A 23,795-nucleotide genomic window follows, 5' to 3' on the forward strand; every position below is an offset into this window, starting at 1 on the left:
TCGCGTCCCGCACCGAAACCTTCCCGCCTCAATCCCTCACGAACGTATCGGCGCCTGCGTTGATCGACGCCCACTCCTCGCCCGCCTCCACCTGCTGCGTCATCTGCCACAGCGTGTTGATCCTGTCGTTCGACGTGCCGGGCTCGCATTGCCCGACCCACGCGGTGATCGCCTGAAACTGATCCCAGTGGACGACGAACGCGATCAGATTGCCGTCGACATAGCCGATCAGATCGCCGCTCGTCGAGCCGCCCTTTTCGCTGACCGCGCTCTCGTACGTGCCCGACACGCTGTCGCCCGACTGCTCGATCCGCATCGTCGAGCCGAGCTCGTTCTTCCAGGTGCCGGAGAAATCGATCGGCGTGCCGGTGCCGACCTTGACGCGCCTGAGCGCATGTTCCAATCGCTGCATCTTTCGCCTCCTCAATTGACGAATCGACGGCGGCCGGCCCGGACGGGGCGCGGGTCGCGCGTAGGCGCCATTCCGTCGGCGCTGCAACACGGATATCTAGAACAATAGTTCATCGCTCGTGACAGCGAGCGCCCTTTCTCCGGAAATTTCGCTGCGTTTCGAGCGGCGGCCGCGCGCGCGACGCCCGCGCCGCGCAACCCGATGCGCGCGCGACCGAAGCATCGCGAACGGGCCGGCCGCCGCCGGCCGGCCCGATGCGCGGAACGCTTATTTCTCGAGCTTCACGATGGTCGGCACGCCGCCCACGTTCTCGACGCGCACCCTCACCTTGTCGCCCGCGCGAACGCGCGCCGCCATCTCCGCGTCCTTCGCCTTGAACGCCATCGTCATCGGCGGCATCCCGACGTTATCGAGCGCGCCATGCTCGAGCGTGACCATGCCGGCCGCGGGGTCGACTTTCCGGACCACCGCGTCGGTCAACGCGGCGTCGGATTGCCGCGACGCATCGTGCGACGACATCGGCATGTTCATGCCCGCCATCCCGTCGGCGGCGATGGCGGGAGCGGCCGCGGCCGCGAGCGTGATCAGCAACACGATCGATTGCTTCATTGAGGTTCTCCGGTATCAAGGGAAGAAAAATCCGCGCCAGCGCGGCCGGCAACGGGGGAACGCCGCGCGCGCATCGCTCGGCGCACGCGGCGGCGCTGCAGCAGCATCCACCCAGCGGGAATGACGAACATCGACAGCAGCGGCGCCGTGACCATGCCGCCCACCATCGGCGCGGCGATTCGCTGCATCACTTCGGAACCCGAACCGTGCCCGAACATGATCGGCACGAGGCCCGCGAGCACGACGGCGACCGTCATCGCCTTCGGCCGCACGCGCAGCGCCGCGCCTTCGCGAATCGCGTCGGCGAGCATCGTCTCGGTCGGCGGCTCGCCGGCGGCGACGCGCCGCGCGTACGCGCTCTTCAGATACAGCAGCATCACGACGCCGAACTCGGCCGCCACGCCGGCGAGCGCGATGAAGCCGACCGCCGTCGCGACCGACACCGCATGGCCCAGCATCCAGACGAACCAGAATCCGCCGACGAGCGCGAACGGCACGGTCGTCATCAGCAGCAGCGCGTCGGCCGCCGAATCGAACGTCACGAACAGCAGCACGAAAATCACGACGAGCGTGGCCGGAATCACCGCGCGCAGCGTCGCGGCCGCACGCTCCAGATACTCGAACTGCCCGGACCACGCGATCGAATAGCCGGGCGGCAGCGCGACCCGCTGCGCGACCGCGCGCTGCATCGCATCGACAGCCGTCTTCAGATCGACGCCGCGAATGTCGACATACACGTAGCCCGACAGCCGCGCGTTCTCGCTGCGGATCATCGGCGGCCCGTCGGCGATCGTCACCGCGGCGACGTCGCGCAGCAGGATCTGCGCGCCGCGCCCGGTGACGATCGGCAATTGCCGCAGCTTTTCGAGCGAATCGCGCACCTCGCGCGGATAGCGGATGTTGATCGGAAAGCGCTCGCGGCCCGCGATCACCTCGCCGACGTTCTCGCCGCCGATCGCCGATGCGACGACGGCCTGCACGTCGCCGATCGAAAGGCCATAGCGCGCAGCCGCGCGCCGGTCGATGTCGACATCGACGTAGCGCCCGCCGTTCAGCCGCTCGGCGAGCGCCGACGCGACGCCCGGCACGCCCTTCACCGCCGCTTCGACCTGCGTTGCGATCCGCTCGACCTGCGCGAGATCCGGGCCGGAGATCTTCACGCCGACCGGCGTCTTGATGCCGGTCGACAGCATGTCGAGCCGGTTGCGGATCGGCGGCACCCAGACGTTCGACAGGCCCGGCACCTTCACGACGCGATCGAGCTCGTCGACGAGCTTCTCGGGCGTCATTGCGGGCCGCCATTCGTCGCGCGGCCTGAAACGGATCGTCGTCTCGAACATCTCGAGCGGCGCCGGATCGGTCGCGGTGTCCGCGCGGCCCGATTTGCCGAACACGGTCGCGACCTCGGGCACCGTCTTGATCAGACGGTCCGTTTGCTGCAGCAGCTCGGCCGCCTTCTGCGCGGAAATGCCGGGCAAGGCGGTGGGCATGTACAGCAGATCGCCTTCGTCGAGCGGCGGCATGAACTCGCCGCCGAGACGCGACACCGGAATCGCGGTGACGACGAGCGCCGCGACCGCGATGCCGATCGCAAACCACGGCCGCTTCAGCGTCGCTTCGAGAAGCGGCCGATAGAGCCGCACGAGCAGCCGGTTCAGCGGATTCGACGCCTCGTGCGGAATGCGGCCGCGAATCAGGTAGCCCATCAGCACCGGCACGAGCGTGACCGACAAGCCCGCCGCCGCGGCGATCGTATACGTCTTCGTGAATGCGAGCGGCGCGAACAGTTTGCCCTCCTGACCTTCGAGCGCGAACACCGGAATGAACGACAGCGTGATGATCAGCAGCGAGAAGAACAGCGCGGGCCCGACTTCCACCGCCGACGCGGCGATCAGCTCCCAGCGCGCGGCGTTCGGCAGCGGCTCGCCCGGGTGCGCATGCTCGTGAGCCTCGAGATGCTTGTGCGCGTTCTCGATCATCACGACGGCCGCGTCGATCATCGCGCCGATCGCGATCGCGATGCCGCCGAGCGACATCAGGTTCGCGTTGACGCCCTGATAGCGCATCACGATGAACGCGGCGAGCACGCCGAGCGGCAGCGACAGGATCGCGACGAGCGCGCTGCGCAGATGAAACAGGAATACCGCGCACACGAGCCCGACGATCATGAACTCCTCGACGAGCTTGTCCTTCAGGTTGTCGACCGCGCGCTCGATCAGTTGCGAGCGGTCGTACGTCGTCACGAGTTCGACGCCCGCGGGCAGCGAGCGCTTCAGATCGGCAAGCTTCGCCTTCACGGCCTCGATCGTCGACAGCGCGTTCTTGCCGGACCGCATCACGATCACGCCGCCCGCGACTTCGCCTTCGCCGTTCAGCTCGGCGATCCCGCGCCGCATTTCCGGGCCGATCTGCACGCGCGCGACGTCGCCGAGCAGCACCGGCGTGCCGGCGTCGCTCGCGCGCAGCACGACGTTGCGAAAGTCGTCGAGCGTACGCAGGTAGCCGCTCGCGCGCACCATGTACTCGGATTCGGCCATCTCGACGACCGAGCCGCCCGATTCGCTGTTCGCCTTGCCGAGCGCACCGGCGACGTCGGCCTGCGTGATGCCGAACGCGCGCAGCTTGTCGGGATCGAGCACCACCTGATATTGGCGCACCATCCCGCCGATGCTCGCGACTTCCGCGACGTCGGGCACGGCCTTCAGCTCGAACTTCAGGAACCAGTCGTTGAGCGCGCGCAGCTGGCCGAGATCGTGCCGCCCGCTGCGATCGACGAGCGCGTACTCGTAGACCCAGCCGACGCCCGTCGCGTCCGGCCCGAGCGCGACGCTCGCGCCCTGCGGCAGCCGGCTCTGAACCTGATTCAGATACTCGAGCACGCGCGAGCGCGCCCAGTACTGATCGGTCTTGTCGTCGAACAGCACGTAGACGAACGCATCGCCGAACGACGAATACGCGCGGATCGTCTTCGCGCCCGGCACGCCGAGCAGCGTGGTCGTGAGCGGATAGGTCACCTGATCTTCGACCACCTGCGGCGCCTTGCCCGGATACGACGCCTTGACGATCACCTGCGTGTCGGACAGATCCGGCAGCGCATCGAGCGGCGTGCGGTTCAGCGATAGCGCGCCCCACGCGGCGACGAGCGCGGTCGCGAGCAGCACGAGAAGGCGATTGCGAATCGACCATCGAATGACGTGCGCGATCATCGTGCGCCTCCGATCGGTTCGACCTTCGTCAGCCGATAGCCGTCGTCGGTGCCCTGGAACGCGAAGCGCACCGTATCGCCCGGCTTCACGTTCGCGAACGCGGCGGGCGCGGGCTTGCCGAACGACATCGTCATCGCGCCCCAGCCGAGCGCCGGCACCGGCTGATGCGAGAACGTGATGTCGGCCGCGGTGATCTTCTCGATCTTGCCGGTGGTTTCGTAAACCGGCGAGGCGGCGCTCGCGTGCGCAGGCGACGGGGACGACGATGACGTTTGCGCGCTTGTCGCGCTTGTCGCGCTTGTCGCGGCGTCGGCCGTCGTCGCGCGCGCGCCGGCCGCCTCGGCTTCGAGCCTCGGCAACACCGATTTCAGGCTCGCTTCGGAATCGATCAGGAACTGTCCGGATGCAACCACCGTTTCGCCTTCGTTCAACCCGGCCAGCACCTCGGTCTCGTCACCGACGTCGCGGCCGATCGCCACCTCCGCCGGCCGCAGCCGACCGTCTGCCATCCTGACGATCACGACCGAGCGCTTGCCCGTCGCGATCACGGCGTCGGACGGCACGACGAGCCGCGGCGCCGCATGCGGCGCGTCCACGCGCACGCGCATCAGCATGCCCGGCGTCAGCGTGAACGCGTGGTTATCGATCTCGAGCCGCGCCTGCAGCGTGCGCGTCGTTGCATTGACGCCCGGCAGGATCTCGCGGATCACGCCGCTCACACGCCGCTGCGGATCGCCCGCGAACGTCGCGTCCACGCGCATGCCGGGCCGCACGCCGGAGGCGAGCGCCTCCGGCACGTCGACGACGAGCCACAGCGTCGACAGCCCCGCGATCTTCGCGATCGTCTGCCCGGGCGTCACCATCGCGCCGTCACGCACGTTCAGCTCGCCGACGACGCCCGCCTCCGGCGACGCGAGCACGACGTGCGTCTGCGCGCGGCCCGTCCGGTCGAGGCTCGCGATCACGCCGTCGGGAATCGACAGCGCACGCATTCGCGCGCGCGACGCGGCAAGCAGCTCCGCATCCATTCCACCGCGCTTGAGTGCGAGATATTCCTCCTGCGGCGCGAGCCAATCCGGCACGAACAGCGACGCGATCGGCGCGCCCTTCGCGATGCGCTGCATCGGCGCGTTCGCGTACAGTCGGTCGATATAGCCCGTCACGCGCGACTGCACGACCACCGCGCGCGATTCGTCGAATTGCGTCGTGCCGACCGCGTCGAATCCTTCGTCGACGTCGCGCCGTCGCACGCTCGCATAGCGAATGCCCAGGTTCTGCTGCAGGCCGGGATCGATGCGCACGCCCGCGTCGCCGCCGCCGTCGTCCGCGTAGACAGGTTCGAGCGGCATGTTCATGAAAGGCGACTTGCCGGGCTTGTCGAAATGCTGGTTCGGCGCCATCGGGTCGTGCCAGTACAGCACCTTTCTGCCCGTCTTCGGGTCGACCGTGCCGGCGGCGGTTGCGGCGGTTGGGCGATTCGCCGCGCCGGCCGCGGACGCCGCCGCGGCTGCGTGCACGCGCGGCGCAAAGCGGGCGCCCGCGAAATAGCCGGCGGACAATAACGAAACGGCGGCGAACGTCATCAGCGTCGCACGCGTCAAGCGAGTGTGGTTCATGTTCGCTCCTTCATTGTGCGGCGAGCGTCGCCGACGGGACGATCTGATATTCGAGCTGCGCCCAACTCTGCGCGACGTCGCGTTCGAGATCGAGCACTTGCAGACGCGCATCGAGCCGCGCGCGGCGCGCGGCGAACGCATCGGCGAGCGAGCCCGCGCCCGCGCGATACGCGGCGTCGGCAAGCCGCACGCGCTCGTCGGCCGCGGGCAGCAGCGACCGATCGAGCTCGGCGAGCCGCGCGCGGCCGCTCGCGAGCGTCGCCGACTGCGTGCGAATGTCCGCCTCGACCTGCCGCCGCGCGTCCTCGTACATCAGCCGCGCCTTCGTTGCGAGCGCGCGCTTCTGCGAGACGTCGCGATCCTGCCGGTCGCGACGATCGATCGGCAGCGGAATCGTGACGCCGATCGACACCATGTTCGCGTACGGCGCGCCGCGCTGCTGATACGCGATCTCCCACGTCCAGTTCGGGCGGCGCTCGCTGCTCGCGACGGCGACATCGGCGTCGGCAACCGCCACGTCGTCGTCCGCCGCGATGAGCGTCGGCTGCACGTGGCTCAGTTCGTCCGGAGGCAGCGACGGCACGAACGACACCGGCGCGGGCGGCTCGCCCGACACGTCGGATACCGGCACGGCAGTCCAGCGCGACAAGCCGATCAATGCGGTGTCGAACGCCTGCTGAGCGTTCGATTGGCGGTCGCGCGTCTGCGCGAGCAGCGCGCGCGCCTGCACCGCGTCGGCGGCCGTCGCCTTCGCGCCGCGATAGGCGGCCTGCGTCGCGGCAAGTTCGCGGCTCATCTCGTCGACGAGCTCGCGCTGCAGCGCGAGCGCCTTCTTCGCATAGGCCGCGTTGAGCCACGCGACCGCCGTCTGCTGGCGCACGCTTGCGAGTTGCAGCAGATAGCCGGCGCGCTCGCGGCCGACGACTTCGTTCGCGAGCGCGGTGCGCAGCCGGCGCTTGTCGCCCGACACCCATTCCTGCGCGATGCCGATGCGGCGCATCGTCATCGATTCCTGACCGATCGTGAAGCGTTGCGGGCCGTCGATCGGCAGATTGTCGATGCCGGCCTTGAGCATCGGATCAGGCAGCTGCCCGGCTTTGACGGCGGCCTCGGCGCTCGCCTGGACGGAAGCCTGCGCCGCCTGCATCGCCGCCGATCGATCGGTCGCCGATTGCAATGCGGCGTCGAGCGTGAAAGGCGCCGGTTGAGCGAACGCGGCGGCCGCGCTCGCGAAAGTGAGCGCCGCGACGAGCGTGCGCGCGCGCAGGCGCGCACGCCGGCCACGCGGCGCGCGATATGTCGAATACATGTGCTGAACCCCAGCGATGGAATCCCGAACGGATTCCGCGTCCCGAGTGCGGGACGAACCCGCCGCATGTGCGGCGAACCTGTCGGAGCGGGGTTAGGCGGTGCGCGGAGGTCGCCACAATCCGCCCGGCTCGCGGACGGTAAGCGACTTCGCGTAATGGAAGACGACCTGACGGCTCTCGCCCGCGGGGCGGACTACGTCAGACGCCGGCATCGGATGATAGAGGCTGCCGAACTGGCACTGCACCATGACTTTGCAGAAGACGATCTTCGCTTTGCCGGTCTTGCCGGCAGCCGTCGATTTCATCGATTCGCAGTCCTGCGACGGCGGCATCGCGCCGTCGACGCCCATCGACATCGTCTGCTGCATCGGGCAATCGCCGACGAGGCCGCTCGCCGCCAGCCCGGTCAAGGGCAGCGTCGCGCACCACAGCAGCACGAGAAGCAGGCGAAGGATCTTCATCGCGCAAGAGTATAGCGCAGCGAATGCGCATCGTTCGTCACGATCGTATCGAATGTTGCTTGCAATCGGGTTGCGGGTTGCGGGTTGCGGGTTGCGCATCGCTTGTCCGGCATCGCATCGCGTCTCGTCGAGCCGAGCCAATCGGATCGCGCCCGTGCGTCGCGACGCCGCGCACGGCTCACAGCACGACGGGCGCGCTCGACAGCTCGTCGCCCGGCGCCTTGCGCGCCGGATAGTGCCGCGCGAGCAACGCAGTGACGCGCTCGATTCCGTGGATCGAGCCCGCTTCGAAGCGGCCGCGGCGAAATTCCGCCTCCATCGCGCGGCACACCTCCTCCCAGTCGTCGCTGTCGACGCGCGCGTGTATCCCGCGATCGGCGACGATCTCGACGTCGTGATCGGCGAGCAGCAGATAGATGAGCACGCCGTTGTTGTGCTCGGTATCCCAGACGCGCAGTTCGGAAAACACGTCGATCGCCCGTTCGCGCGCGCTCACGCCCTTGAAGAGCGCCGACGCGTGCAGCGCCCCCTCGACCGCGAAGCGAAGCTGGCCGACGTGCTTCTCGTGGCTCGCCTCGACCGCGTGCCCGATCTTGCGGAGCGTGCGCTTCGGAAACGCCGCGGCGACGCGCCAGCGTGTCATCAGCAGATGCCTCGCGATTCGTCCGATATCCATCACCACCTCCCGGACGCGCCGCCGCCGCCGAAACCGCCGCCGCCGCCGCGAAAGCCGCCCTGCCCGCCGCCCCAGCCGCCGCGCCCGCCGATAAACGGCCCGCCGACGCGCGCGCCCATTCCGCCGCCGAACAGCGTGAAGAAGAGCGCGATCGCGGCCGCCGCGATCGCGACGAGCAGCGCGCCGGACAACAGCCACGCGACGAAGCCGACCACGCCGCCCGTGACCACCGAGCCCGCGAGCCGGCCGAATATCGCGCGCAGCACGCCGCCCGCGGCGATCGTCATCACGAACAGCACGGGCAACAAGCGGCCGAGCCCGCCATCCTCACCGCGGCGCGGGCGCGGCGGCGGCAGCGGCTCGCCTTCGATCACGCGCATCATGCTGCCGACGCCCGCCGAAATTGCGCCGTAGAAATCGCCGCGCCGCAAGCTCGGCACGATGACCTCGTCGATGATCCGATGGCTCGTCGCGTCGGTCAGCACGCCTTCGAGGCCGTAGCCGACTTCGATGCGCAGCGTGCGATCGTTCTTCGCGACGATGAGCAGCGCGCCGTCGTCGACGTTCGCGCGGCCGAGCTTCCATTGCTCGACGACGCGGATCGAATACTGCTCGATCGTCTCGGGCTGCGTCGTCGGCACGATCAGCACGGCGATCTGGCTGCCCTTGCGCGCCTCGAAATCCTTCAGCGACTGCTCGAGCGTCGCGCGCTCGGCGTCCGTCAGCGTGCCCGTCTCGTCCGTCACGCGCGCGGCGAGAGGCGGCACCGGCTGCTCGGCGCGGCACGCTCCGCCGCCGAGCGACGCGAACGTAAGGATGGCGAAGCACGCCGCACGAAAGAGCTTCAATTCGACGCTCCGGCAGCGGGCGCGGGCGCCGGCGTGTTCCCGAAATCGACGCGCGGCGGCCTCGAGATCTCCGCTTCGTTCGCGACCGAGAAGTTCGGTTTTTCCTTGTAGCCGAACGCCATCGCGGTCAGGTTGCTCGGGAACGAGCGTATCGTCGTGTTGTACGCCTGCACCGAGCGGATGTAGCGGTTGCGCGCGACCGCGATGCGGTTTTCGGTGCCTTCGAGCTGCGCCTGCAGATCGCGGAAATTCGCGTCCGACTTCAGTTGCGGATAATTCTCCGACACGACGAGCAGGCGCGACAGCGACGACGTCAGTTGCCCTTGCGCCGCCTCGAATTTCGCGAACGCCTGCGGATCGGACAGCAGCTCCGGCGTCGCGCGAAGCGAGCCGACCTGCGCGCGCGCCTCGGTGACGCGGGTGAGCACTTCGCGCTCCTGATTCGCGTAGCCCTTCACGGTATTGACGAGATTCGGCACGAGGTCCGCGCGCCGCTGATACTGATTCAGCACTTCCGACCAGCTCGCGCTCACTTGCTCGTCCTGCACCTGGATCGCGTTGTAGCCGCAGCCGGACAACGCGAGTGAGAGCATGGCCAGCAACGCGGCCCGGAACCGAAATGACCACGCCGCCGCGGCGCGCGAGACCGAAGTGTGATGTCGCATCTGCTACCTCCGTTGCCGTTTGCCGGAAAAGCTTGCGCCACTCGCCGACGGCCGTTCCGGGATCGCCGGCTTCGGACGGCCCTTTGAGACGAACCCTTTGGGACGGCCCGTTTGGGACGGCCTGTTTTTGGGACAGCCGATCGCGGACGGCCAGTCGTAAATCGGCTGCGCACGCTTCGAATGGATGCTACGTATGCGGTTCCCGATCAGCTTGATTTACGTCAACGGTCGCCCAGCGCGAACGGACAGCAAAAATCGTGCGCGCGGCTCGCCTCCGTCGTTTCGGATTCGCAAGCAATGGCGCGCCGGGCCATACGCCAGCCGGCAAGTAACGGGGCGCGATTGAGATAGGTCAATTCGCGCCGCCCCGCCGGCGCTACAGTGGGGCAATTATTCGCCTCCGAGTCACGCTCAGGTTCCCGACATGAAAACATGCGAGCGCTTCGCGATTGCAACGGCCACCGCCCCGTTCGTGACGGAATTCGGGGCGACTCGCCGCGCGCAGGCATCGGCGCGGACAGAAGCCGCACGGCTCGTGCGGCGACGGCGCGGCTGGCCGCGCATGCGCCCGCCGCCGGCCGGCGGCGATGCGCCGCGCGGAACAAGACGATGAGCGCCGCGCACGGCCTTCGTTCGCATTGGCGATCGCGCGTCGTGATCGGCGCGCTCTTGCTCGGCGCGATCGCGGCCTTCGTGTGGCTGCCTCGCCATCGATACCACGTTCTAGGCTGGCTGCCGTATCTGTTGTTGTTCGCGTGCCCGCTCGCGCATGTTTTCATGCATCGCGGCCATCGGCGCCGCACCGCTTCGGAAAGCGGTGCGCGCCTCGATTCCGAAGATGGCGATGAGCACCGCCGCTAGCAACGTCCGCTCGCGGCTTCCGTCTCCCGCGCTCGCGAAGCCGGCCGGAAAGGCGCAACATCGAACGACGATTCGCCGCCGCACGGCACGGCGATGCGATGACGCGGCGCGCCTCGACGAAACTCGCCGCCGCGGGAGCAACCGACATTCATCGACGCGACAGGAGCGCTTGTCATGCACGACGCACATGTCCATCACGATCACGACCACGGCACGAACGAACGGCGCGCCCCTCATCGCTCGCGCGACGCGGCGACGCCCGGCGCAACGGCCGTCGATCCGGTCTGCGGAATGAAGGTGCCGATCGACACGCAACGTCGACACGACTATCAGGGCCTCACGTATCGCTTCTGCAGCGACAAGTGCCTGACGGCGTTTCGCGCATCGCCGCAACGGTTCGTCGGGATGCCGAAGCAGCCGGCCGGCGAAGCCGCGGCGAAGCCGGGCACGATCTACACGTGCCCGATGCACCCGCAGATACGCGCGAGCGCGCCGGGCGACTGCCCGATCTGCGGCATGGCGCTCGAGCCGCTCGCGCCGGGCGCCGGCGACGAGAGAAACCCAGAGCTCGAATCGATGACGAAGCGCTTCTGGGTCGGGCTCGTGCTGTCGGTGCCGCTCGTGCTGATGACGATGGGCAGGATGGCGCTGCCGTTCGACATCGGCGCCGTGATCGACGCGCTGTTCGCGCGCTGGCCGCTGCCGCACTGGCTGGCGGCGTCGTGGTCGCAATACGCGCAGGCGGCGCTCGCGACGCCGGTCGTACTGTGGGGCGGCTGGCCGTTTCTCGTGCGCGGCTGGAAGTCCTTCGCGGCGTGGCGATTGAACATGTTCAGCCTGATCGGGCTCGGCGTCTCGGCGGCCTACCTGTTCAGCGCGTTCGCGCTGCTCTTCCCCCGCGCGCTTCCGCAGGCGTTCCGCAGCGGCCATGACATCCCGCTCTATTTCGAGGCGGCGGCCGCGATCGTGACGCTCGTGCTGCTCGGCCAGGTGCTCGAGCTGCGCGCGCGCTCGCGCACCTCGAGCGCGATCCGCGATCTGCTGCAGCTCGCGCCCCACACGGCGGTGCGCGTGAAGCCCGACGGCATCGAGGAAACCGTGCCGCTGGACGCGGTCGTCGTCGGCGACACGCTGCGCGTGAAGCCCGGCTCGAAGGTGCCGGTCGACGGCGTCGTCGTCGAAGGGCACTCGAGCGTCGACGAATCGATGATCACCGGCGAACCGATGCCGGCCGAGAAGACGGAGGGCAGCGCGGTGACCGGCGCGACCGTCAACCAGACGGGCACGTTCGTGATGCGCGCGGAGAAAGTGGGCGCCGACACGCTGCTCGCGCGCATCGTGCAGATGGTCGCCGAGGCGGCACGCTCGCGCGCGCCGATCCAGAAGCTCGCCGATCAGGTGTCCGGATGGTTCGTGCTCGCCGTCATCGCGCTCGCCGCAATCGCGTTCGCCGCGTGGGCGGCACTCGGTCCGGCTCCCGCGCTCGCGAACGCGCTCGTCGTCGCGATCAGCGTGCTCATCATCGCGTGCCCGTGCGCGCTCGGCCTCGCGACGCCCGTGTCGATCATCGTCGGCGTCGGCCGAGGCGCGCGCGAAGGCGTGCTCATCAAGGATGCCGAAGCATTGGAGCTGATGGAGAAAGTCGATACGGTCGTCGTCGACAAAACCGGCACGCTGACGGAAGGCCGGCCGCGCGTGCAGACGGTCGTCGCGCTCGATCCGCATCGCGAGCACGCCCTGATCGGCTACGCGGCCAGCCTCGAAGGCGCGAGCGAGCATCCGCTCGCGCAGGCGATCGTCGAGCATGCGAAGCAGGCGGGCGCCGCGCGCGCGCCGGTCGAATCGTTCGATTCGGTGCCCGGCAAGGGCGTGAAAGGCGTGATCGACGGGCAGGCGGTCGCGCTCGGCAATGCGCGTCTGATGGCGGATCTCGCCGTGGACTGCGCGTGGGTCGAAACGGATTCGAACCGCCTGCGCGAAGCCGGCCAGACCGTGATGTACGTCGCGATCGACGGGCGGCTCGCGGGCTATGTCGGGCTCGCCGATCCGATCAAGGAGACGACGCCGGAGGCCGTGCGGCTGCTCAAGGCATCGGGCGCGTGCATCGTGATGTTGACGGGCGACAATCTCGTCACCGCGAACGCGGTCGCGAAAGCGCTGTCGCTCGACGGCGTGAAGGCGGGCGTGCTGCCCGCCGACAAATACGCGTACGTGCAGGCGCTGCAGCGGCAGGGGCACGTCGTCGCGATGGCGGGCGACGGCGTCAACGATGCGCCGGCGCTCGCGCAGGCGAACGTCGGCATTGCGATGGGCACGGGCACCGACGTCGCGATGAACAGCGCCCGGATCGTGCTCGTGAAGGGCGATCTGCGCGGCATCGCGCGGGCGCGCGCGCTCAGCGTCGCGACGATGACGAACATCCGGCAAAACCTGTTCTTCGCGTTCGTCTACAACGCGCTCGGCGTTCCGGTCGCGGCGGGCGTGCTGTATCCGTGGTTCGGCGTCACGCTGAGCCCGATCCTCGCGAGCGCCGCGATGGCGGCGAGCTCGGTGTCGGTCATCGGCAACGCGCTGCGGCTGCGTCGCGCGAAAACCTGAGCGGGCGGCGGTGCACGGCGGCGCGCGCCGCCGTGCACCGATCCCGCGAGTCAACGCGGTACGTCAACCCCGTGCGTCGCTCACGGCGCGACGACAACCGGATGGAACCCGGCAGTTTCGACGATGGCGACCACGCGCTCGACACCGAGCGTCGAGCCGACTTCGACCGCTTTCGACGCGATGTCGACGGAAACGGTCGCGGCAGGATCGACGGCCGTGATCGCTTGCGTGATCGCGTTCGCGCAGCCGCCGCACGACATGTCTTTCACTTCGAGTTTCATGCTGCTTCTCCAAAAGGATGTGAGGCGATCGGAGGATGCATCTTCCCACTGTGGGAAGGTCAAGCGCTGGGGTGTGAGGTGATCGGGTGTGAGGTGATCGGGTGTTCGGGCAGTCGGGCAGTCGGGCAGTCGGGCAGTCGGGCAGTCGGGCAGTCGGGCAGTCGAAGCACGGTCGCACGGCCAATCGAACGCGAGCCCCAACGCCGACTCAAACGCGACCACCAACCGCACTACGCGCTCGACGCGGTCGCGGCGATCCCGGTGCACGATCCGCGCGCCGCGTCACGTTCCGGCGGCGCACGATCGCCACGATCCGCCACGATCCGCCACGATCCGCCACGATCGCCACGATCGACGGGATCGACGGGATCGACGCATGTCGCATTCCCGACATTCGCCGAGACCGCCGCGCCGCCCCCGTACGTCAACGCTGCGCCGGCGCCTGGCAGAGCGCGAGATTGTGCAGGATCGCGTCGCCCGTCGACTTGTAGTTGTCGGCATCGCAGGGCGGAAGGCCGAACGCCTCGCTGTGCTCCTGCTGCGCGCGGTAGGCGATCGTATCGGACAGCACGGCCACGCATTGCGCGCGATCGCCGCGGTGATATTCCGTGAGCGCCAGATCGCTCTTCGCCCGGTCCAGCTCGATCCAGTCCATGAAGCCGCTGCACTCGGCGAGCAGCGACGTGAGCGTCGCGCGCGCCGCGCCGTAATCGTGCGCCGCGTATTGCCGGTGCGATCGCTCGGTGCGCACGGCCCGCGACTGATCCGCGCACGCGGCGGGCGGACGCCGGTATTCGCCGTCGAACGACGCGCGCATCCCGCAAAAATCCCGGCACGCTTCGGAGCCCGACGTATCCAGCTTGACGACGCCCTGCCCGCCGGACACCGCGATCCGGCAGACATTGCCGCCGTCGTTCGCGACGCCGACGCGCCCCTTGAACGTGCCGCTCAACGCGCAGGTATGGCAGTTGCCGCCTATCGTTTCGATGTTGAAGGTATTGCCCTTGATGGTCAGCACGCCGTGCGCGCTTCCGCCTTCGACGTACAGATAGCGGCCCGCGTCCACCGCGGAGCCGGCGGCGAGCGCCGCGACGCTCGCCGACATCGCGGCCGCCGCGACCGTTGCCCGCATGCGGATTCCCCAGTTCATACGTTCCCCTTTCATCGAATTGCCGTGCAACGCGCATGCGCGGCGGCGAATCGCGCGCGCCGGTCGCGACGCGCGCGGCGTCACGCCGATTCGCCCGCCTGCAGCCGCAGCCGCCGCGCCTGCCGCGGCAACACGACGTACATGCCGGCCGCGATGTTCAGCACGAGGCCGATCGCCTGGCCGGCGAGCGGATGGCCGCCGTGGCGCAGCGGCATCGTCACCGCGCTGATCGGCAACGCGGCGAGCGTGGCCCAGCCGGCCGTCGTCAATCCGATCATCAGCGCCTGCCCGAACGACAATCGGCCGGGCGCCGGCAATGCGTGCGCGGCGAACCCCATGCGCACCGTGTATCCGGTGATCGGCAGGCAAATCGCGAAGCAGACGACGAAGATCACGAGCGCGAGCGCCATCGCCTTGCCGCTCGGCGGCTGGCCGGCGACGGGAAGGGTTTGCCATATCGTCAATCCGACGATCGCCACGCCGAGAATCCACACCGGCACGCTCGCGAGCGTCTGGCGCCATATGCAGGACCACCACACCGACAGGCGTCGGCCGAGCGTCATCGACGGAAGCATCTGGAACATATCAACCCCCATTCTTGTTATCGGTTCTGCGAACGCGCGATCGCGGCGGCGTTAGACGGTTGATGCGTACGGCGGGCCGGCCTTCGCTCCGGCTCGGCGGCGCGGACAACGAAGCTGTCCGCGGCTTGGTGCGGCTCGGCGCGGCTTTACGCCGTTTCGCCTTCGCCGCGCGCCGCCCGCGCGATTGCGGCGCGGGCGTTTCATTCACGTCGGCCGCCCCGCTTGTTCGCGGCCGGGGGCGAACGTCGGTTCGCTCCCGGCCGCGCGCGGCGGCAAGCGCACGCCAGGGCGTCAGTTGCCGCCCTGATCTTCCTTCAACTGCGGCAACCCCGACGCCTCGCCCGGCGCCAGCAGGCCGACCTGCGAGTAGATGCGCAGCTTCTCGCGCGTATCGGTGATGTCGAGGTTGCGCATCGTCAACTGGCCGATCCGGTCGCGCGGCGAGAACATCGACTGCACCTTCTCCATCGACAGGCGCTCCGGCTGGTACGTCAGGTTCGGCGAGCGCGTGGCGAGGATCGAGTAATCGTTGCCGCGGCGCAGCTCGACCGTCACCTCGCCCGTGACCGCGCGCGCGACCCAATGCTGCGCCGTCTCGCGCAGCATGATCGCCTGCGGATCGAACCAGCGGCCCTGGTACAGCAGGCGGCCGAGGCGGCGGCCGTTCTCGCGGTACTGCTCGATCGTATCCTCGTTGTGGATGCCGGTGACGAGGCGCTCGTACGCGATGTACAGCAGCGCGAGCCCCGGGGCTTCGTAGATGCCGCGGCTCTTCGCCTCGATGATCCGGTTCTCGATCTGGTCGCTCATGCCGAGGCCGTGGCGGCCGCCGATCCGGTTCGCCTCGAGCAGCAGCTCGACCGCATCCTTGTATTCGACGCCGTTCAGCGCGACCGGACGGCCCTCTTCGAAGCGGATCGTCACTTCTTCCTTGTCGATCTTCACGTCGTCGTGCCAGAACGCGACGCCCATGATCGGATTGACGATCTTGATGCCGCTCTCGAGGCTCTCGAGATCCTTCGCCTCGTGCGTCGCGCCGAGCAGGTTCGAATCGGTCGAGTACGCCTTCTCCGCCGACATCTTGTACCCGAAGCCCGCCTGGCGCATGAATTCGGACATTTCCGCGCGGCCGCCGAGCTCGTCGATGAACTGCTGGTCGAGCCACGGCTTGTAGATCTTCAGGTCCGGATTGACGAGCAGGCCGTAGCGGTAGAAGCGCTCGATGTCGTTGCCCTTGTACGTGCTGCCGTCGCCCCAGATGTTGACGCCGTCTTCCTTCATCGCGGCGACGAGCATCGTGCCCGTCACGGCGCGGCCAATCGGGGTCGTATTGAAATACGTGACGCCGGCCGTCGAGATGTGGAACGCGCCGCACTGGAGCGCCGCGATCCCCTCGGCCACGAGCTGCGCGCGGCAGTCGATCAGGCGCGCGCCTTCGGCGCCGTACTGGATCGCGCGCTTCGGGATCGAGTCGTAGTCGTCTTCGTCGGGCTGGCCGAGGTTGGCCGTGTACGCGTAAGGAACGGCTCCCTTGATGCGCATCCAGTGCAGCGCGGCGCTCGTGTCGAGGCCGCCGGAGAACGCGATGCCGACCTTCTGGCCGGCCGGGAGATTTTCAAGAATCGTGGTCATGACGAAAACCGTTCAATCAGTTGGAAGGGGGAATTTGGCGGAATCCAAGAGTATCGGCTGTGCCTGATTATGAGGCAAGTCTCGCGCGCGGCGCGGCCGGCCGGAGATTCGGGGCGTTCGGCGCGGAGAATCGGCGGCCGTGCCGCGATTCGGCGGGCCGCGCGGGCGCGGCCGGAAGGCCGCCGCGGCCCGGCTGGAAGGGCTTTGCGGGGGATCGGCTAGGGATCTGCTCGGGATCTGCTCGGGATCGGCCGAGAGCGGGCGATGCGTCGCGCCTGGCTCGGCGATGCGCCTGCGGCTCGAACCATCCTGCGAGCGCTTTGCGGCGGCCAAAGGATTGGATTCGGCCGGGATCGATCGGCGGTTCGACTCGGACTCAACCCGAGTTCGAATCGGGCTCGAGTCGAGTCCGAGTCGGGAGCGATCCGCGTTGGCTCCGCGTTCTGGGCGGAACCGGGCGGATTCGACGTGTCTTCCTGACGGTGATCGCACAAGGCCCGAGAGCCGCTCAGCGGCACGGCAGCGGGCCGGCGGCCAGACATCCGTCGGCCCGCCGCGCCGGTCGACGCGGAAATCGGCCGCCGTCGAGCGCCGCCGACGCGCGTTCGGGCGTCAGGCACGTGGGCGCACGGAGCAGCCGATCGCCGAGCTCCGACCGACGCGCGTCCGAACCGGCCATGCCGACGCCGGCGGTCGGTCAAGCCGCGACGAGCACTCCTCGAACGAAATTCATCCGGCCGCCTTGTTTCAGATTTCACCGCGCGCCGCCCGTCGATAATCCCCGCACGCTGCAATGGCGAGGAATGGCGAGGAAGCGCGTCATGTGACGCCCGATGCGCATCGAAATGTTCAACGATCGCGGCAAGAAAACGGCGATGGTCTCGATCGAACAGGCGGCGGCGCTGCTCGATACCGAGGACGTGGATGCCGCGATCCGGTACCTGAGCCAGTTGCGCACGTCGATGCGGCCGCGATTCCGGAAGTCCCGCCGCGCTCGCCGCAGTACGCGACGAAGATGAAGTCATGCTGGCACATCGAAAAGCACCGCCGTACGACGGCGCCGTTTTTTTCGTGCAGCGCACCGAGCTCGGCCGGGCGAGCTTAGCGTTGCCGACGCATAGCCTCGCGAAGCTGCACGAATCGCTCGCGCGCCATCTCGAGTCGGAGCAGTCGATGATCCGCACGATTCGCGGCTACGGCATCGTGAAGATCTGCTTCCAGCCGGGCGTGACATCCGCACGGCCGCCGCGCACGTGGCGTCGGCATCGCAGACCGTGCTCAAGCAGATGCCGCCCGGCACGACGCCGCCGCCGATCCTGAACGGCAACGCGTCGACGGTGCCCGTGCCGTAGATCGGCGAAGTCGCGCGCGAGCAGGAGCGTGTCGCCGTTCGCGCACTTCGGCCGTCGCGCGCACGACAGGCGCGACCTGATCGCCCCCGGTCTTCAGCGCATGATCGAGCGTCGTTCCTTCGCGATACGCCGCCGGCACAGGCGCAAACGCGAGCACGCCGCCCGCGATATGCGCGCCGTTCGCCGGAAAGAAGCCGTAATAGTTCGCGTGCATCCGCTCGTGATCGAGCCGGTGATGAATCGCGTCGGCGGTTTCGCCGTCAGGCATCGCATCGCGATAGATCATCTACCAGTCGATCACGCGCGACATCGGCCTCGCGCTTCATGTCGTACGTGATCGCCGTCACGATGCGCCGCGCGCGCAGTGAACCGCATCAGCCCGCCGCGCGCCGTCCCTTTCCAGTCGCGCCCCGATCGCCGCACGTGCGCGCGGACGCATTCGCAGGCGCTTTGCAAGCGCCACCGGCAGCATCGGCCGCGCGCCGTTCGCTTTCGATGGCCTTCCGTATCAGCGTCACGTCGGCGATCGGGCCGCCTTCGCCCTGCACCTTTGCGTACGACATCGCCGGCGCGAACAAACTGGCCGCCAGCACCATTGCGCTCACCGTCCGCTTCATCGCCAACCCCACTCTCGTCTCGTCGGTTCGTTGCCCGTCGCACCGCACACACGGGGCATACGTTGCGTGCGCCATCCGTGAACCCGACGATAGCAACGCGCACAAGACGTTTCGCGAACAGCGGCATGAACAATTATTTAGATATCCGCTCTAAATCTCAAGGCACTGTTTCGCGGATGCGCGTGGATGAAACTCGCGTCACTCGTGCGTTGCCGTTTCGACACATCGCGACGCTTAAGCCTTCATTCCGCGATCGGCGCCTCGGCCGGCATCGCCGGGCAATCCAACGGCTGCCCGAATCGGAGCATCGAATACATGAAGGAGTCGCAGATGAAATTCCCGGTCTGCACGCTCGCCTGCACGTTCGCGCTGACGCTCGGCGCCGCCGCGCACGCCGCGCCGAAGCTCACGCCCGCGCAATGTTCGGACTACCCGTTCGCGCACACGAACGGGCCCGTCACGCGAGCGCAATTGATGAACGAATTGTCCGAACTGGAATCGGTCGGCTACAACCCTTCCGCCGGCGACGAGAACGGCTACCCCGACGACATCGACGATGCGCAGCAAAAGCTGATGCAGAAATATCAGACGGATTGCGTCGGCGCGGGCGGCTCGATCTCGTCGAACGGCAACTGACGGCGGTGCGTACGCCCGCGCATGCCGTTACCCGCGGCACGGTGCGGCGGCCCGAGCGGCCGCGTGTGCGATCCGCCGCCCGTCGCATGTCGCATGTCGCATGTCGCATGTCGCACATCGCACATCGCACATCGCGTTAGCGCGCGTCACGCGTCGTCCGGTTCCTTCTGCCGCAGCGTGACGAATTCCTCGGCGGCGGTCGGATGAATGCCGACCGTCTCGTCGAATTGCGCCTTCGTCGCGCCTGCGCGAATCGCGATCGCGACGCCCTGGATGATTTCCGCCGCATCGCGCCCGACCATGTGCGCGCCGACCACGCGCTGGCTGTCGCGCTCGACGACGAGCTTCATGAACGTCTTCTCGTCGCGGCCAGACAGCGTGTGCCGCAGCGCGCGAAACGACGTCTTGTAGATGTCGAGCGCGCCGAACTCGGCGCGCGCGTCCGCCTCGGTGAGCCCGACCGTCGCGACCTCCGGCTGGCTGAACACGGCGGAAGGAATGTACCGATGGTCGGCCGCGATCCGCTTGCCGCCGAACAGGTTCGCCGCGAGCAGCATGGCGTCGCGCGTCGCGACGGGCGTGAGTTGCGGACGGGCGGTGACGTCGCCGATCGCGTGGATCGACGGCGCCGTCGTCGTCGAATACGCATCGACTTCGATCGCGCCGCGCGCATCGCGCGCGACGCCAGCCGCCTCGAGCCCGAGCGCGTCGCAATTCGCGACGCGCCCCGTCGCGTACAGCACCGCGTCGTACGGCCCGTACGCGCCCGTCGCGAGCTTGAGCGTCAGCGCGCCGTCGGCGCCGCGCTCGATCGCCTCGACGCTCGAGCGCGTGTGGATCGCGACGCCGTGCTTCGTCATCTCGTCGTGCAGCACGCGCCGCACGTCGTCGTCGAAGCCGCGCAGGATCTGCTCGCCGCGATAGAACAGGTCGACGTCGGCGCCGAGCCCGTCGAAGATGCCCGCGAACTCGACCGCGATGTAACCGCCGCCGACGATCGCGATCCGCCCGGGCAGCTCGGGCAGGCTGAGCGCCTCGCGCGACGTGATCGCGTGCTCGATGCCGGGAATCGGCGGCATGACGGGCCGCGAGCCCGTCGCGACGCCGATGTGCCGCGCGGTGACGCGGCGCCCCGCGACGTCGACCGTGTGCGCGTCGACGAGCGTCGCGCGCCCCGCATGGATCTCGACGCCCGATTTGTTCAGCAGATCGACGTAGACGCCGCTCAGGCGCGCGATCTCGCGATCCTTCGCTTCGATGAGCGTCGGCCACGAGAACAAACCGATGTCGAAGGTCCAGCCGAAGCCGGCCGCATCCTCGACGTCATGGCCGTAATGCGATGCATAGACAAGCAGTTTTTTCGGAATGCATCCGCGCAGCACGCAGGTGCCGCCGATCTGCTCTTCCTCGGCGATGCCGACGCGCGCACCGTAGGATGCCGCGACCCGGCCGAGGCGCACGCCGCCCGAGCCCGCGCCGATGACAAAGAGATCGTAATCGAATTCCATGGCGTCGCCTGATCAAAGCCTCGATGACCCGACGATAGCAAGATTTCGCCTTTCGTGCGGCGGCGAGCGCGCGTACTGTCATGCACCGCAATCATCTGTGGATTGCGCGCGGCGAAAAAAAAGCGGAAGGCGATGCCTTCCGCTTCGTGTCGCGCGAGATGCCGGATCTTCGCGCCGACGCGTCACGCCTGCGATGCGTCGCTGTCCGGCGCGGCGGCGTTCTCGCCGTCCGCCGCTTCGTCGTCCTTCTTTTTCTCGACGAGATTCTCGAGCGCCTCGGCGCCCTTGAAGCCGCCAACCGCGGCCGCGGCCTTCGTCAGCAGGCCGGCATCCGGATCGACCTTCTCGGCTGCCTCGACGGCCGCCACCGCGCCTGCAATCTCACCTACCGTATTCAAGATTCCCATCGCAATCACCGTTTAGGTTGAACGTGAGCGAGCATGATTGCATGGACATTCATGCAGCGCCGCGTTTTGTAACATTCGGTAGCGCCCGTTACTCCGGGCGCCACCGCTCGCGAGAGCCGATGCGCGAAACATCGGCGAAGGCGCGCTCCGGCGGACGACAGCGAACCAGGCACGCACGCGCGGCGCGATCGGCGACGATCGCGAAGCCGCGCGCAAGCAGCTTAGCTCACTCCCGCCCGCGCAACTGTCAAACTATGTCGGATGGTTTTCGTCCGGCTTTCATTCGCAGGAATCCTCTACTTTCCCGCGAGCGGCACTACGCGCGGCGCGCGCCGCGCGCACGCTTGGGCTCATTCGCTTGCGCCGGATGCGGGCGCGGCCGCCACGGCGCCGGTGCTCGCCGGCACGTCGGATGCGGCGGCCGCCGCGACGGCCGCATCGTTGGTCTTGCTGCTCACTTCGTCGTCGTCCGTTCTCGTGCACGCGGCGATCAGCAACACCGCGATCATCGATGCAGCCCACGCGTAACGCTTCATCCTGTCGCTCCCGCAAGAATTGGAATCGTCGGAAAACGGCCGGCTGCGCGCTGCGAACGGCCGCACGCGCCGGCTACCTGAAAAACGCCATCTGCACGACCTTCACGATCACGAGCCCGACCGCGAGCACCAGATAGCCGCGCAGCACGCCCATCCAGATGCGCGTCGACATCGTGATCCGCGGCGCGGGCAGCGTGTCGAGCGGCGGCATCCGCCACGTGTCGCGCAGGCTGCGGTCGACGGCCGGCTCGGCCGGCTCGATGCCGCGCTTGCGCAGCGCGAGTGTCGCGACGTAGCCCGCCGCCGCGAGCAGCGTGCCGCCCGCGAGCACCTCGAGCATCGTCTCGCCGCTCATGTCCGGATACATCACGGACGCCGTCAGGATAATCGACAACATCACGAGCACCCAAATCACCGCGCCCGTGAACAGATTCAGTTTCGTCGAGTTGACCCACGGGCCGAGCACCGCCTTGTCGTTGCACAGCAGCAGCAGGAACACGGTCGCGCTCGGCAGCAACACGCCCGCGAGCGTCTGCACCGCTTCCGTGAGCAGCCCGAGCGGGCTGCCCGGAATCAGCACGAGCGCGGCCGCCGCGGCAACGATGCCGAAATAGACCAAGTAGAAGCCCTTCGCGTCCGACACGCTGCGATGAAGCGAGTGACGGATCTTGAACACGTCGCCGATCGCGTACGCGGTCGCGAGCGACACCGCCGCCGCGCCGATGATCGACGCGTCAAGCAGCGCGATCGCGAAGAGCGTCGCGCTCGTGTGGCCCGCGTACTTCGCGAGGCCCGCGATCACGCCGCCCGCGTCGGTGAAGTTGCCCGCCTCGGGGCGTCCCTCGAAGAGCGCCGCACAGAACGCGATCATCGCGATCGCGCCGATCATCACGAACACGATGCCGATCCACAGGTCCACCTTCTCGTATTTCATGAAGCGCGGCGTGATCCGCTTGTCGATCACGTAGCTTTGCTGAAAGAACAGCTGCCATGGCGCGATCGTCGTGCCGACGATGCCGATCACGAGCAGCATCACGTCGGAGAGCTTCGCGTGCGTGGGCCAACCCGGCACGAACAGGTCGCGCGTCATCTGATGCACGGGCGGATGGATCGATACGAGCACGGGCACGAGCAGCAGGCTCAGCAGGCAGAGCACGACCGCGAAGCGCTCGAACCGGCGAAAATCGCCCGTGCTGACGGCCGCCATCGTGAGCGCCGCGGCAATGCACACCCCCGCAACCTTCGACACGCCGAAGAAGTCGAGCACGAACGTGATGCCGATGAACTCGGTGACGATCGTGAGCGCGTTCAGGATGAAGAGGTCGATCACGCTGAACGCGCCCCAGAACTTGCCGAAGCGCTCGAAGATGAGGCGTGCGTGACCGACGCCCGTGACGGCGCCGAGACGCAGCACCATCTCCTGATTCACGAACAGCACGGGCACGAGCAACAGCAGCGTCCACAAGAGCGTCGTGCCATAGTTCTGGCCCGCTTGCGTATAAGTGCCGAACGCGCCGGCGTCGTTGTCGCCGACCATCACGATGAGGCCCGGCCCGAGAATCGCGAGCAGCGTGCGCAAACGCGCCCACCAGTTGCTGCGAGGCGCGGTGTCGTGATGCGCGATCGTGCCGAGCGCGCCCTTGATGTCGCCGATGTGCGCGTGATCGAGGACCGCGCTGCGCTCAACGGCGATGGGGGGCGAGACGTCGGTTGGCGTGGACATATGGGTTCTCCCCGGTAGGTATGGTTTTCGTCGGCGCGCATCCCCGGCATGCGCGAAGCGCAAGCACCGCGACGCGGCGCCGCGCTCGGCGCATGCCGAAGCGCATC

General features: G+C 68.2%; 22 protein-coding genes. 5 read left to right on the top strand and 17 right to left on the bottom strand.

Features of this window, described 5'->3' with window-relative positions:
* Nucleotides 1–28: 28 nt before the first annotated feature.
* From X946_RS13495 to X946_RS13535, 9 genes are all read right to left on the bottom strand, one after another.
* The gene (locus tag X946_RS13495; protein ID WP_038748331.1) at nucleotides 29–412 is read right to left on the bottom strand and encodes an avidin/streptavidin family protein; all 384 of its coding nucleotides are present in this window, start codon (nucleotides 410–412) and stop codon (nucleotides 29–31) included.
* Between the two features lie 267 nt (nucleotides 413–679).
* Complete coding sequence (locus X946_RS13500; protein WP_038748333.1) at nucleotides 680–1,021, bottom strand: copper-binding protein; 342 nt, start codon at nucleotides 1,019–1,021, stop codon at nucleotides 680–682.
* A complete protein-coding gene (locus X946_RS13505; RefSeq protein WP_038748335.1) occupies nucleotides 1,018–4,227 on the bottom strand; it encodes an efflux RND transporter permease subunit in 3,210 nt (1,069 codons plus the stop codon). The genes X946_RS13500 and X946_RS13505 overlap by 4 nt, the downstream gene beginning before the upstream one ends.
* The gene (locus X946_RS13510) at nucleotides 4,224–5,843 is read right to left on the bottom strand and encodes an efflux RND transporter periplasmic adaptor subunit (RefSeq protein ID WP_038748337.1); all 1,620 of its coding nucleotides are present in this window, start codon (nucleotides 5,841–5,843) and stop codon (nucleotides 4,224–4,226) included. The genes X946_RS13505 and X946_RS13510 overlap by 4 nt, the downstream gene beginning before the upstream one ends.
* Nucleotides 5,844–5,853: 10 nt before the next feature.
* The gene (locus tag X946_RS13515; protein ID WP_038748339.1) at nucleotides 5,854–7,152 is read right to left on the bottom strand and encodes a TolC family protein; all 1,299 of its coding nucleotides are present in this window, start codon (nucleotides 7,150–7,152) and stop codon (nucleotides 5,854–5,856) included.
* Between the two features lie 93 nt (nucleotides 7,153–7,245).
* Nucleotides 7,246–7,614 carry a hypothetical protein gene (locus tag X946_RS13520; RefSeq protein ID WP_038748341.1) on the bottom strand — a complete coding sequence of 123 codons (369 nt, stop codon included), beginning with the start codon at nucleotides 7,612–7,614 and terminating at the stop codon, nucleotides 7,246–7,248.
* Between the two features lie 178 nt (nucleotides 7,615–7,792).
* On the bottom strand, nucleotides 7,793–8,290 hold the full coding sequence (locus tag X946_RS13525) for a TPM domain-containing protein (protein ID WP_038748342.1): 498 nt from the start codon (nucleotides 8,288–8,290) through the stop codon (nucleotides 7,793–7,795).
* Nucleotides 8,290–9,138 (bottom strand): TPM domain-containing protein, encoded by an 849-nt coding sequence (locus X946_RS13530; RefSeq protein ID WP_038748344.1) that lies wholly within the window; start codon nucleotides 9,136–9,138, stop codon nucleotides 8,290–8,292. The genes X946_RS13525 and X946_RS13530 overlap by 1 nt, the downstream gene beginning before the upstream one ends.
* Nucleotides 9,135–9,803 carry a LemA family protein gene (locus tag X946_RS13535; RefSeq protein ID WP_038748345.1) on the bottom strand — a complete coding sequence of 223 codons (669 nt, stop codon included), beginning with the start codon at nucleotides 9,801–9,803 and terminating at the stop codon, nucleotides 9,135–9,137. Before X946_RS13535 ends, X946_RS13530 begins: the two co-directional genes overlap by 4 nt.
* 654 nt (nucleotides 9,804–10,457) lie before the next feature.
* On the opposite strand from X946_RS13535, the gene X946_RS29535 reads away from it, so the two are divergent.
* Nucleotides 10,458–10,664 carry a DUF2933 domain-containing protein gene (locus tag X946_RS29535; protein ID WP_226383080.1) on the top strand — a complete coding sequence of 69 codons (207 nt, stop codon included), beginning with the start codon at nucleotides 10,458–10,460 and terminating at the stop codon, nucleotides 10,662–10,664.
* 174 nt (nucleotides 10,665–10,838) lie between these two features.
* Nucleotides 10,839–13,262, top strand: a complete 2,424-nt coding sequence (locus tag X946_RS13545) for a heavy metal translocating P-type ATPase (protein WP_038748347.1) — start codon at nucleotides 10,839–10,841, stop codon at nucleotides 13,260–13,262.
* A gap of 80 nt (nucleotides 13,263–13,342) precedes the next feature.
* Here X946_RS13545 and X946_RS13550 read toward each other — a convergent pair whose 3' ends face one another.
* The 4 genes from X946_RS13550 to argG all read right to left on the bottom strand — a co-directional run bounded on the left by X946_RS13550 (nucleotide 13,343) and on the right by argG (nucleotide 16,909).
* Nucleotides 13,343–13,543, bottom strand: a complete 201-nt coding sequence (locus X946_RS13550; RefSeq protein WP_038748349.1) for a heavy-metal-associated domain-containing protein — start codon at nucleotides 13,541–13,543, stop codon at nucleotides 13,343–13,345.
* 424 nt (nucleotides 13,544–13,967) lie between these two features.
* A complete protein-coding gene (locus X946_RS13560) occupies nucleotides 13,968–14,675 on the bottom strand; it encodes a hypothetical protein (protein ID WP_038748632.1) in 708 nt (235 codons plus the stop codon).
* Between the two features lie 98 nt (nucleotides 14,676–14,773).
* Complete coding sequence (locus X946_RS13565; protein WP_038748353.1) at nucleotides 14,774–15,277, bottom strand: hypothetical protein; 504 nt, start codon at nucleotides 15,275–15,277, stop codon at nucleotides 14,774–14,776.
* A 291-nt stretch (nucleotides 15,278–15,568) separates the two neighbouring features.
* Nucleotides 15,569–16,909: an argininosuccinate synthase gene (gene argG, locus X946_RS13570; protein ID WP_038748355.1), complete on the bottom strand. Its 1,341-nt coding sequence runs from the start codon at nucleotides 16,907–16,909 to the stop codon at nucleotides 15,569–15,571.
* An 833-nt stretch (nucleotides 16,910–17,742) separates the two neighbouring features.
* Here argG and X946_RS35465 point away from each other — a divergent pair.
* The 3 genes from X946_RS35465 (at nucleotide 17,743) to X946_RS13590 (ending at nucleotide 19,514) form a co-directional block, all read left to right on the top strand.
* Complete coding sequence (locus tag X946_RS35465; protein ID WP_162483265.1) at nucleotides 17,743–17,928, top strand: hypothetical protein; 186 nt, start codon at nucleotides 17,743–17,745, stop codon at nucleotides 17,926–17,928.
* A gap of 657 nt (nucleotides 17,929–18,585) precedes the next feature.
* Entirely contained in the window at nucleotides 18,586–19,032 is a 447-nt protein-coding gene (locus tag X946_RS35105) for a hypothetical protein (RefSeq protein WP_156432329.1), read from the top strand.
* Nucleotides 19,033–19,208: 176 nt separating this feature from the next.
* Nucleotides 19,209–19,514 carry a DUF4148 domain-containing protein gene (locus X946_RS13590; protein WP_038748633.1) on the top strand — a complete coding sequence of 102 codons (306 nt, stop codon included), beginning with the start codon at nucleotides 19,209–19,211 and terminating at the stop codon, nucleotides 19,512–19,514.
* Nucleotides 19,515–19,660: 146 nt separating this feature from the next.
* On the opposite strand, the gene gor is transcribed toward X946_RS13590, so the two are convergent.
* From gor to X946_RS13610, 4 genes are all read right to left on the bottom strand, one after another.
* Nucleotides 19,661–21,022: a glutathione-disulfide reductase gene (gene gor / locus X946_RS13595; protein ID WP_038748361.1), complete on the bottom strand. Its 1,362-nt coding sequence runs from the start codon at nucleotides 21,020–21,022 to the stop codon at nucleotides 19,661–19,663.
* A gap of 182 nt (nucleotides 21,023–21,204) precedes the next feature.
* Complete coding sequence (locus X946_RS13600; RefSeq protein ID WP_038748363.1) at nucleotides 21,205–21,429, bottom strand: hypothetical protein; 225 nt, start codon at nucleotides 21,427–21,429, stop codon at nucleotides 21,205–21,207.
* Between the two features lie 350 nt (nucleotides 21,430–21,779).
* Nucleotides 21,780–21,965 carry a hypothetical protein gene (locus X946_RS13605; protein ID WP_038748365.1) on the bottom strand — a complete coding sequence of 62 codons (186 nt, stop codon included), beginning with the start codon at nucleotides 21,963–21,965 and terminating at the stop codon, nucleotides 21,780–21,782.
* A gap of 73 nt (nucleotides 21,966–22,038) precedes the next feature.
* A complete protein-coding gene (locus X946_RS13610) occupies nucleotides 22,039–23,688 on the bottom strand; it encodes an NRAMP family divalent metal transporter (RefSeq protein ID WP_038748366.1) in 1,650 nt (549 codons plus the stop codon).
* Nucleotides 23,689–23,795 lie beyond the last annotated feature (107 nt).

This window comes from Burkholderia sp. ABCPW 111 (assembly GCF_000773065.1).
Classification (GTDB): Bacteria; Pseudomonadota; Gammaproteobacteria; order Burkholderiales; family Burkholderiaceae; genus Burkholderia; species Burkholderia savannae.

Excerpts from the sequence above, each read along its gene's own strand:
- X946_RS13495 (WP_038748331.1), bottom strand. The coding sequence starts at position 412 with ATGCAGCGATTGGAACATGCGCTCAGGCGCGTCAAGGTCGGCACCGGC.
- X946_RS13500 (WP_038748333.1), bottom strand. The coding sequence starts at position 1,021 with ATGAAGCAATCGATCGTGTTGCTGATCACGCTCGCGGCCGCGGCCGCT.
- X946_RS13505 (WP_038748335.1), bottom strand. The coding sequence starts at position 4,227 with ATGATCGCGCACGTCATTCGATGGTCGATTCGCAATCGCCTTCTCGTG.
- X946_RS13510 (WP_038748337.1), bottom strand. The coding sequence starts at position 5,843 with ATGAACCACACTCGCTTGACGCGTGCGACGCTGATGACGTTCGCCGCC.
- X946_RS13515 (WP_038748339.1), bottom strand. The coding sequence starts at position 7,152 with ATGTATTCGACATATCGCGCGCCGCGTGGCCGGCGTGCGCGCCTGCGC.
- X946_RS13520 (WP_038748341.1), bottom strand. The coding sequence starts at position 7,614 with ATGAAGATCCTTCGCCTGCTTCTCGTGCTGCTGTGGTGCGCGACGCTG.
- X946_RS13525 (WP_038748342.1), bottom strand. The coding sequence starts at position 8,290 with ATGGATATCGGACGAATCGCGAGGCATCTGCTGATGACACGCTGGCGC.
- X946_RS13535 (WP_038748345.1), bottom strand. The coding sequence starts at position 9,803 with ATGCGACATCACACTTCGGTCTCGCGCGCCGCGGCGGCGTGGTCATTT.
- X946_RS13545 (WP_038748347.1), top strand. The coding sequence starts at position 10,839 with ATGCACGACGCACATGTCCATCACGATCACGACCACGGCACGAACGAA.
- X946_RS13550 (WP_038748349.1), bottom strand. The coding sequence starts at position 13,543 with ATGAAACTCGAAGTGAAAGACATGTCGTGCGGCGGCTGCGCGAACGCG.
- X946_RS13560 (WP_038748632.1), bottom strand. The coding sequence starts at position 14,675 with ATGCGGGCAACGGTCGCGGCGGCCGCGATGTCGGCGAGCGTCGCGGCG.
- X946_RS13565 (WP_038748353.1), bottom strand. The coding sequence starts at position 15,277 with ATGTTCCAGATGCTTCCGTCGATGACGCTCGGCCGACGCCTGTCGGTG.
- argG (WP_038748355.1), bottom strand. The coding sequence starts at position 16,909 with ATGACCACGATTCTTGAAAATCTCCCGGCCGGCCAGAAGGTCGGCATC.
- X946_RS35465 (WP_162483265.1), top strand. The coding sequence starts at position 17,743 with ATGCGCATCGAAATGTTCAACGATCGCGGCAAGAAAACGGCGATGGTC.
- X946_RS35105 (WP_156432329.1), top strand. The coding sequence starts at position 18,586 with ATGTCGTACGTGATCGCCGTCACGATGCGCCGCGCGCGCAGTGAACCG.
- X946_RS13590 (WP_038748633.1), top strand. The coding sequence starts at position 19,209 with ATGAAATTCCCGGTCTGCACGCTCGCCTGCACGTTCGCGCTGACGCTC.
- gor (WP_038748361.1), bottom strand. The coding sequence starts at position 21,022 with ATGGAATTCGATTACGATCTCTTTGTCATCGGCGCGGGCTCGGGCGGC.
- X946_RS13600 (WP_038748363.1), bottom strand. The coding sequence starts at position 21,429 with ATGGGAATCTTGAATACGGTAGGTGAGATTGCAGGCGCGGTGGCGGCC.
- X946_RS13605 (WP_038748365.1), bottom strand. The coding sequence starts at position 21,965 with ATGAAGCGTTACGCGTGGGCTGCATCGATGATCGCGGTGTTGCTGATC.
- X946_RS13610 (WP_038748366.1), bottom strand. The coding sequence starts at position 23,688 with ATGTCCACGCCAACCGACGTCTCGCCCCCCATCGCCGTTGAGCGCAGC.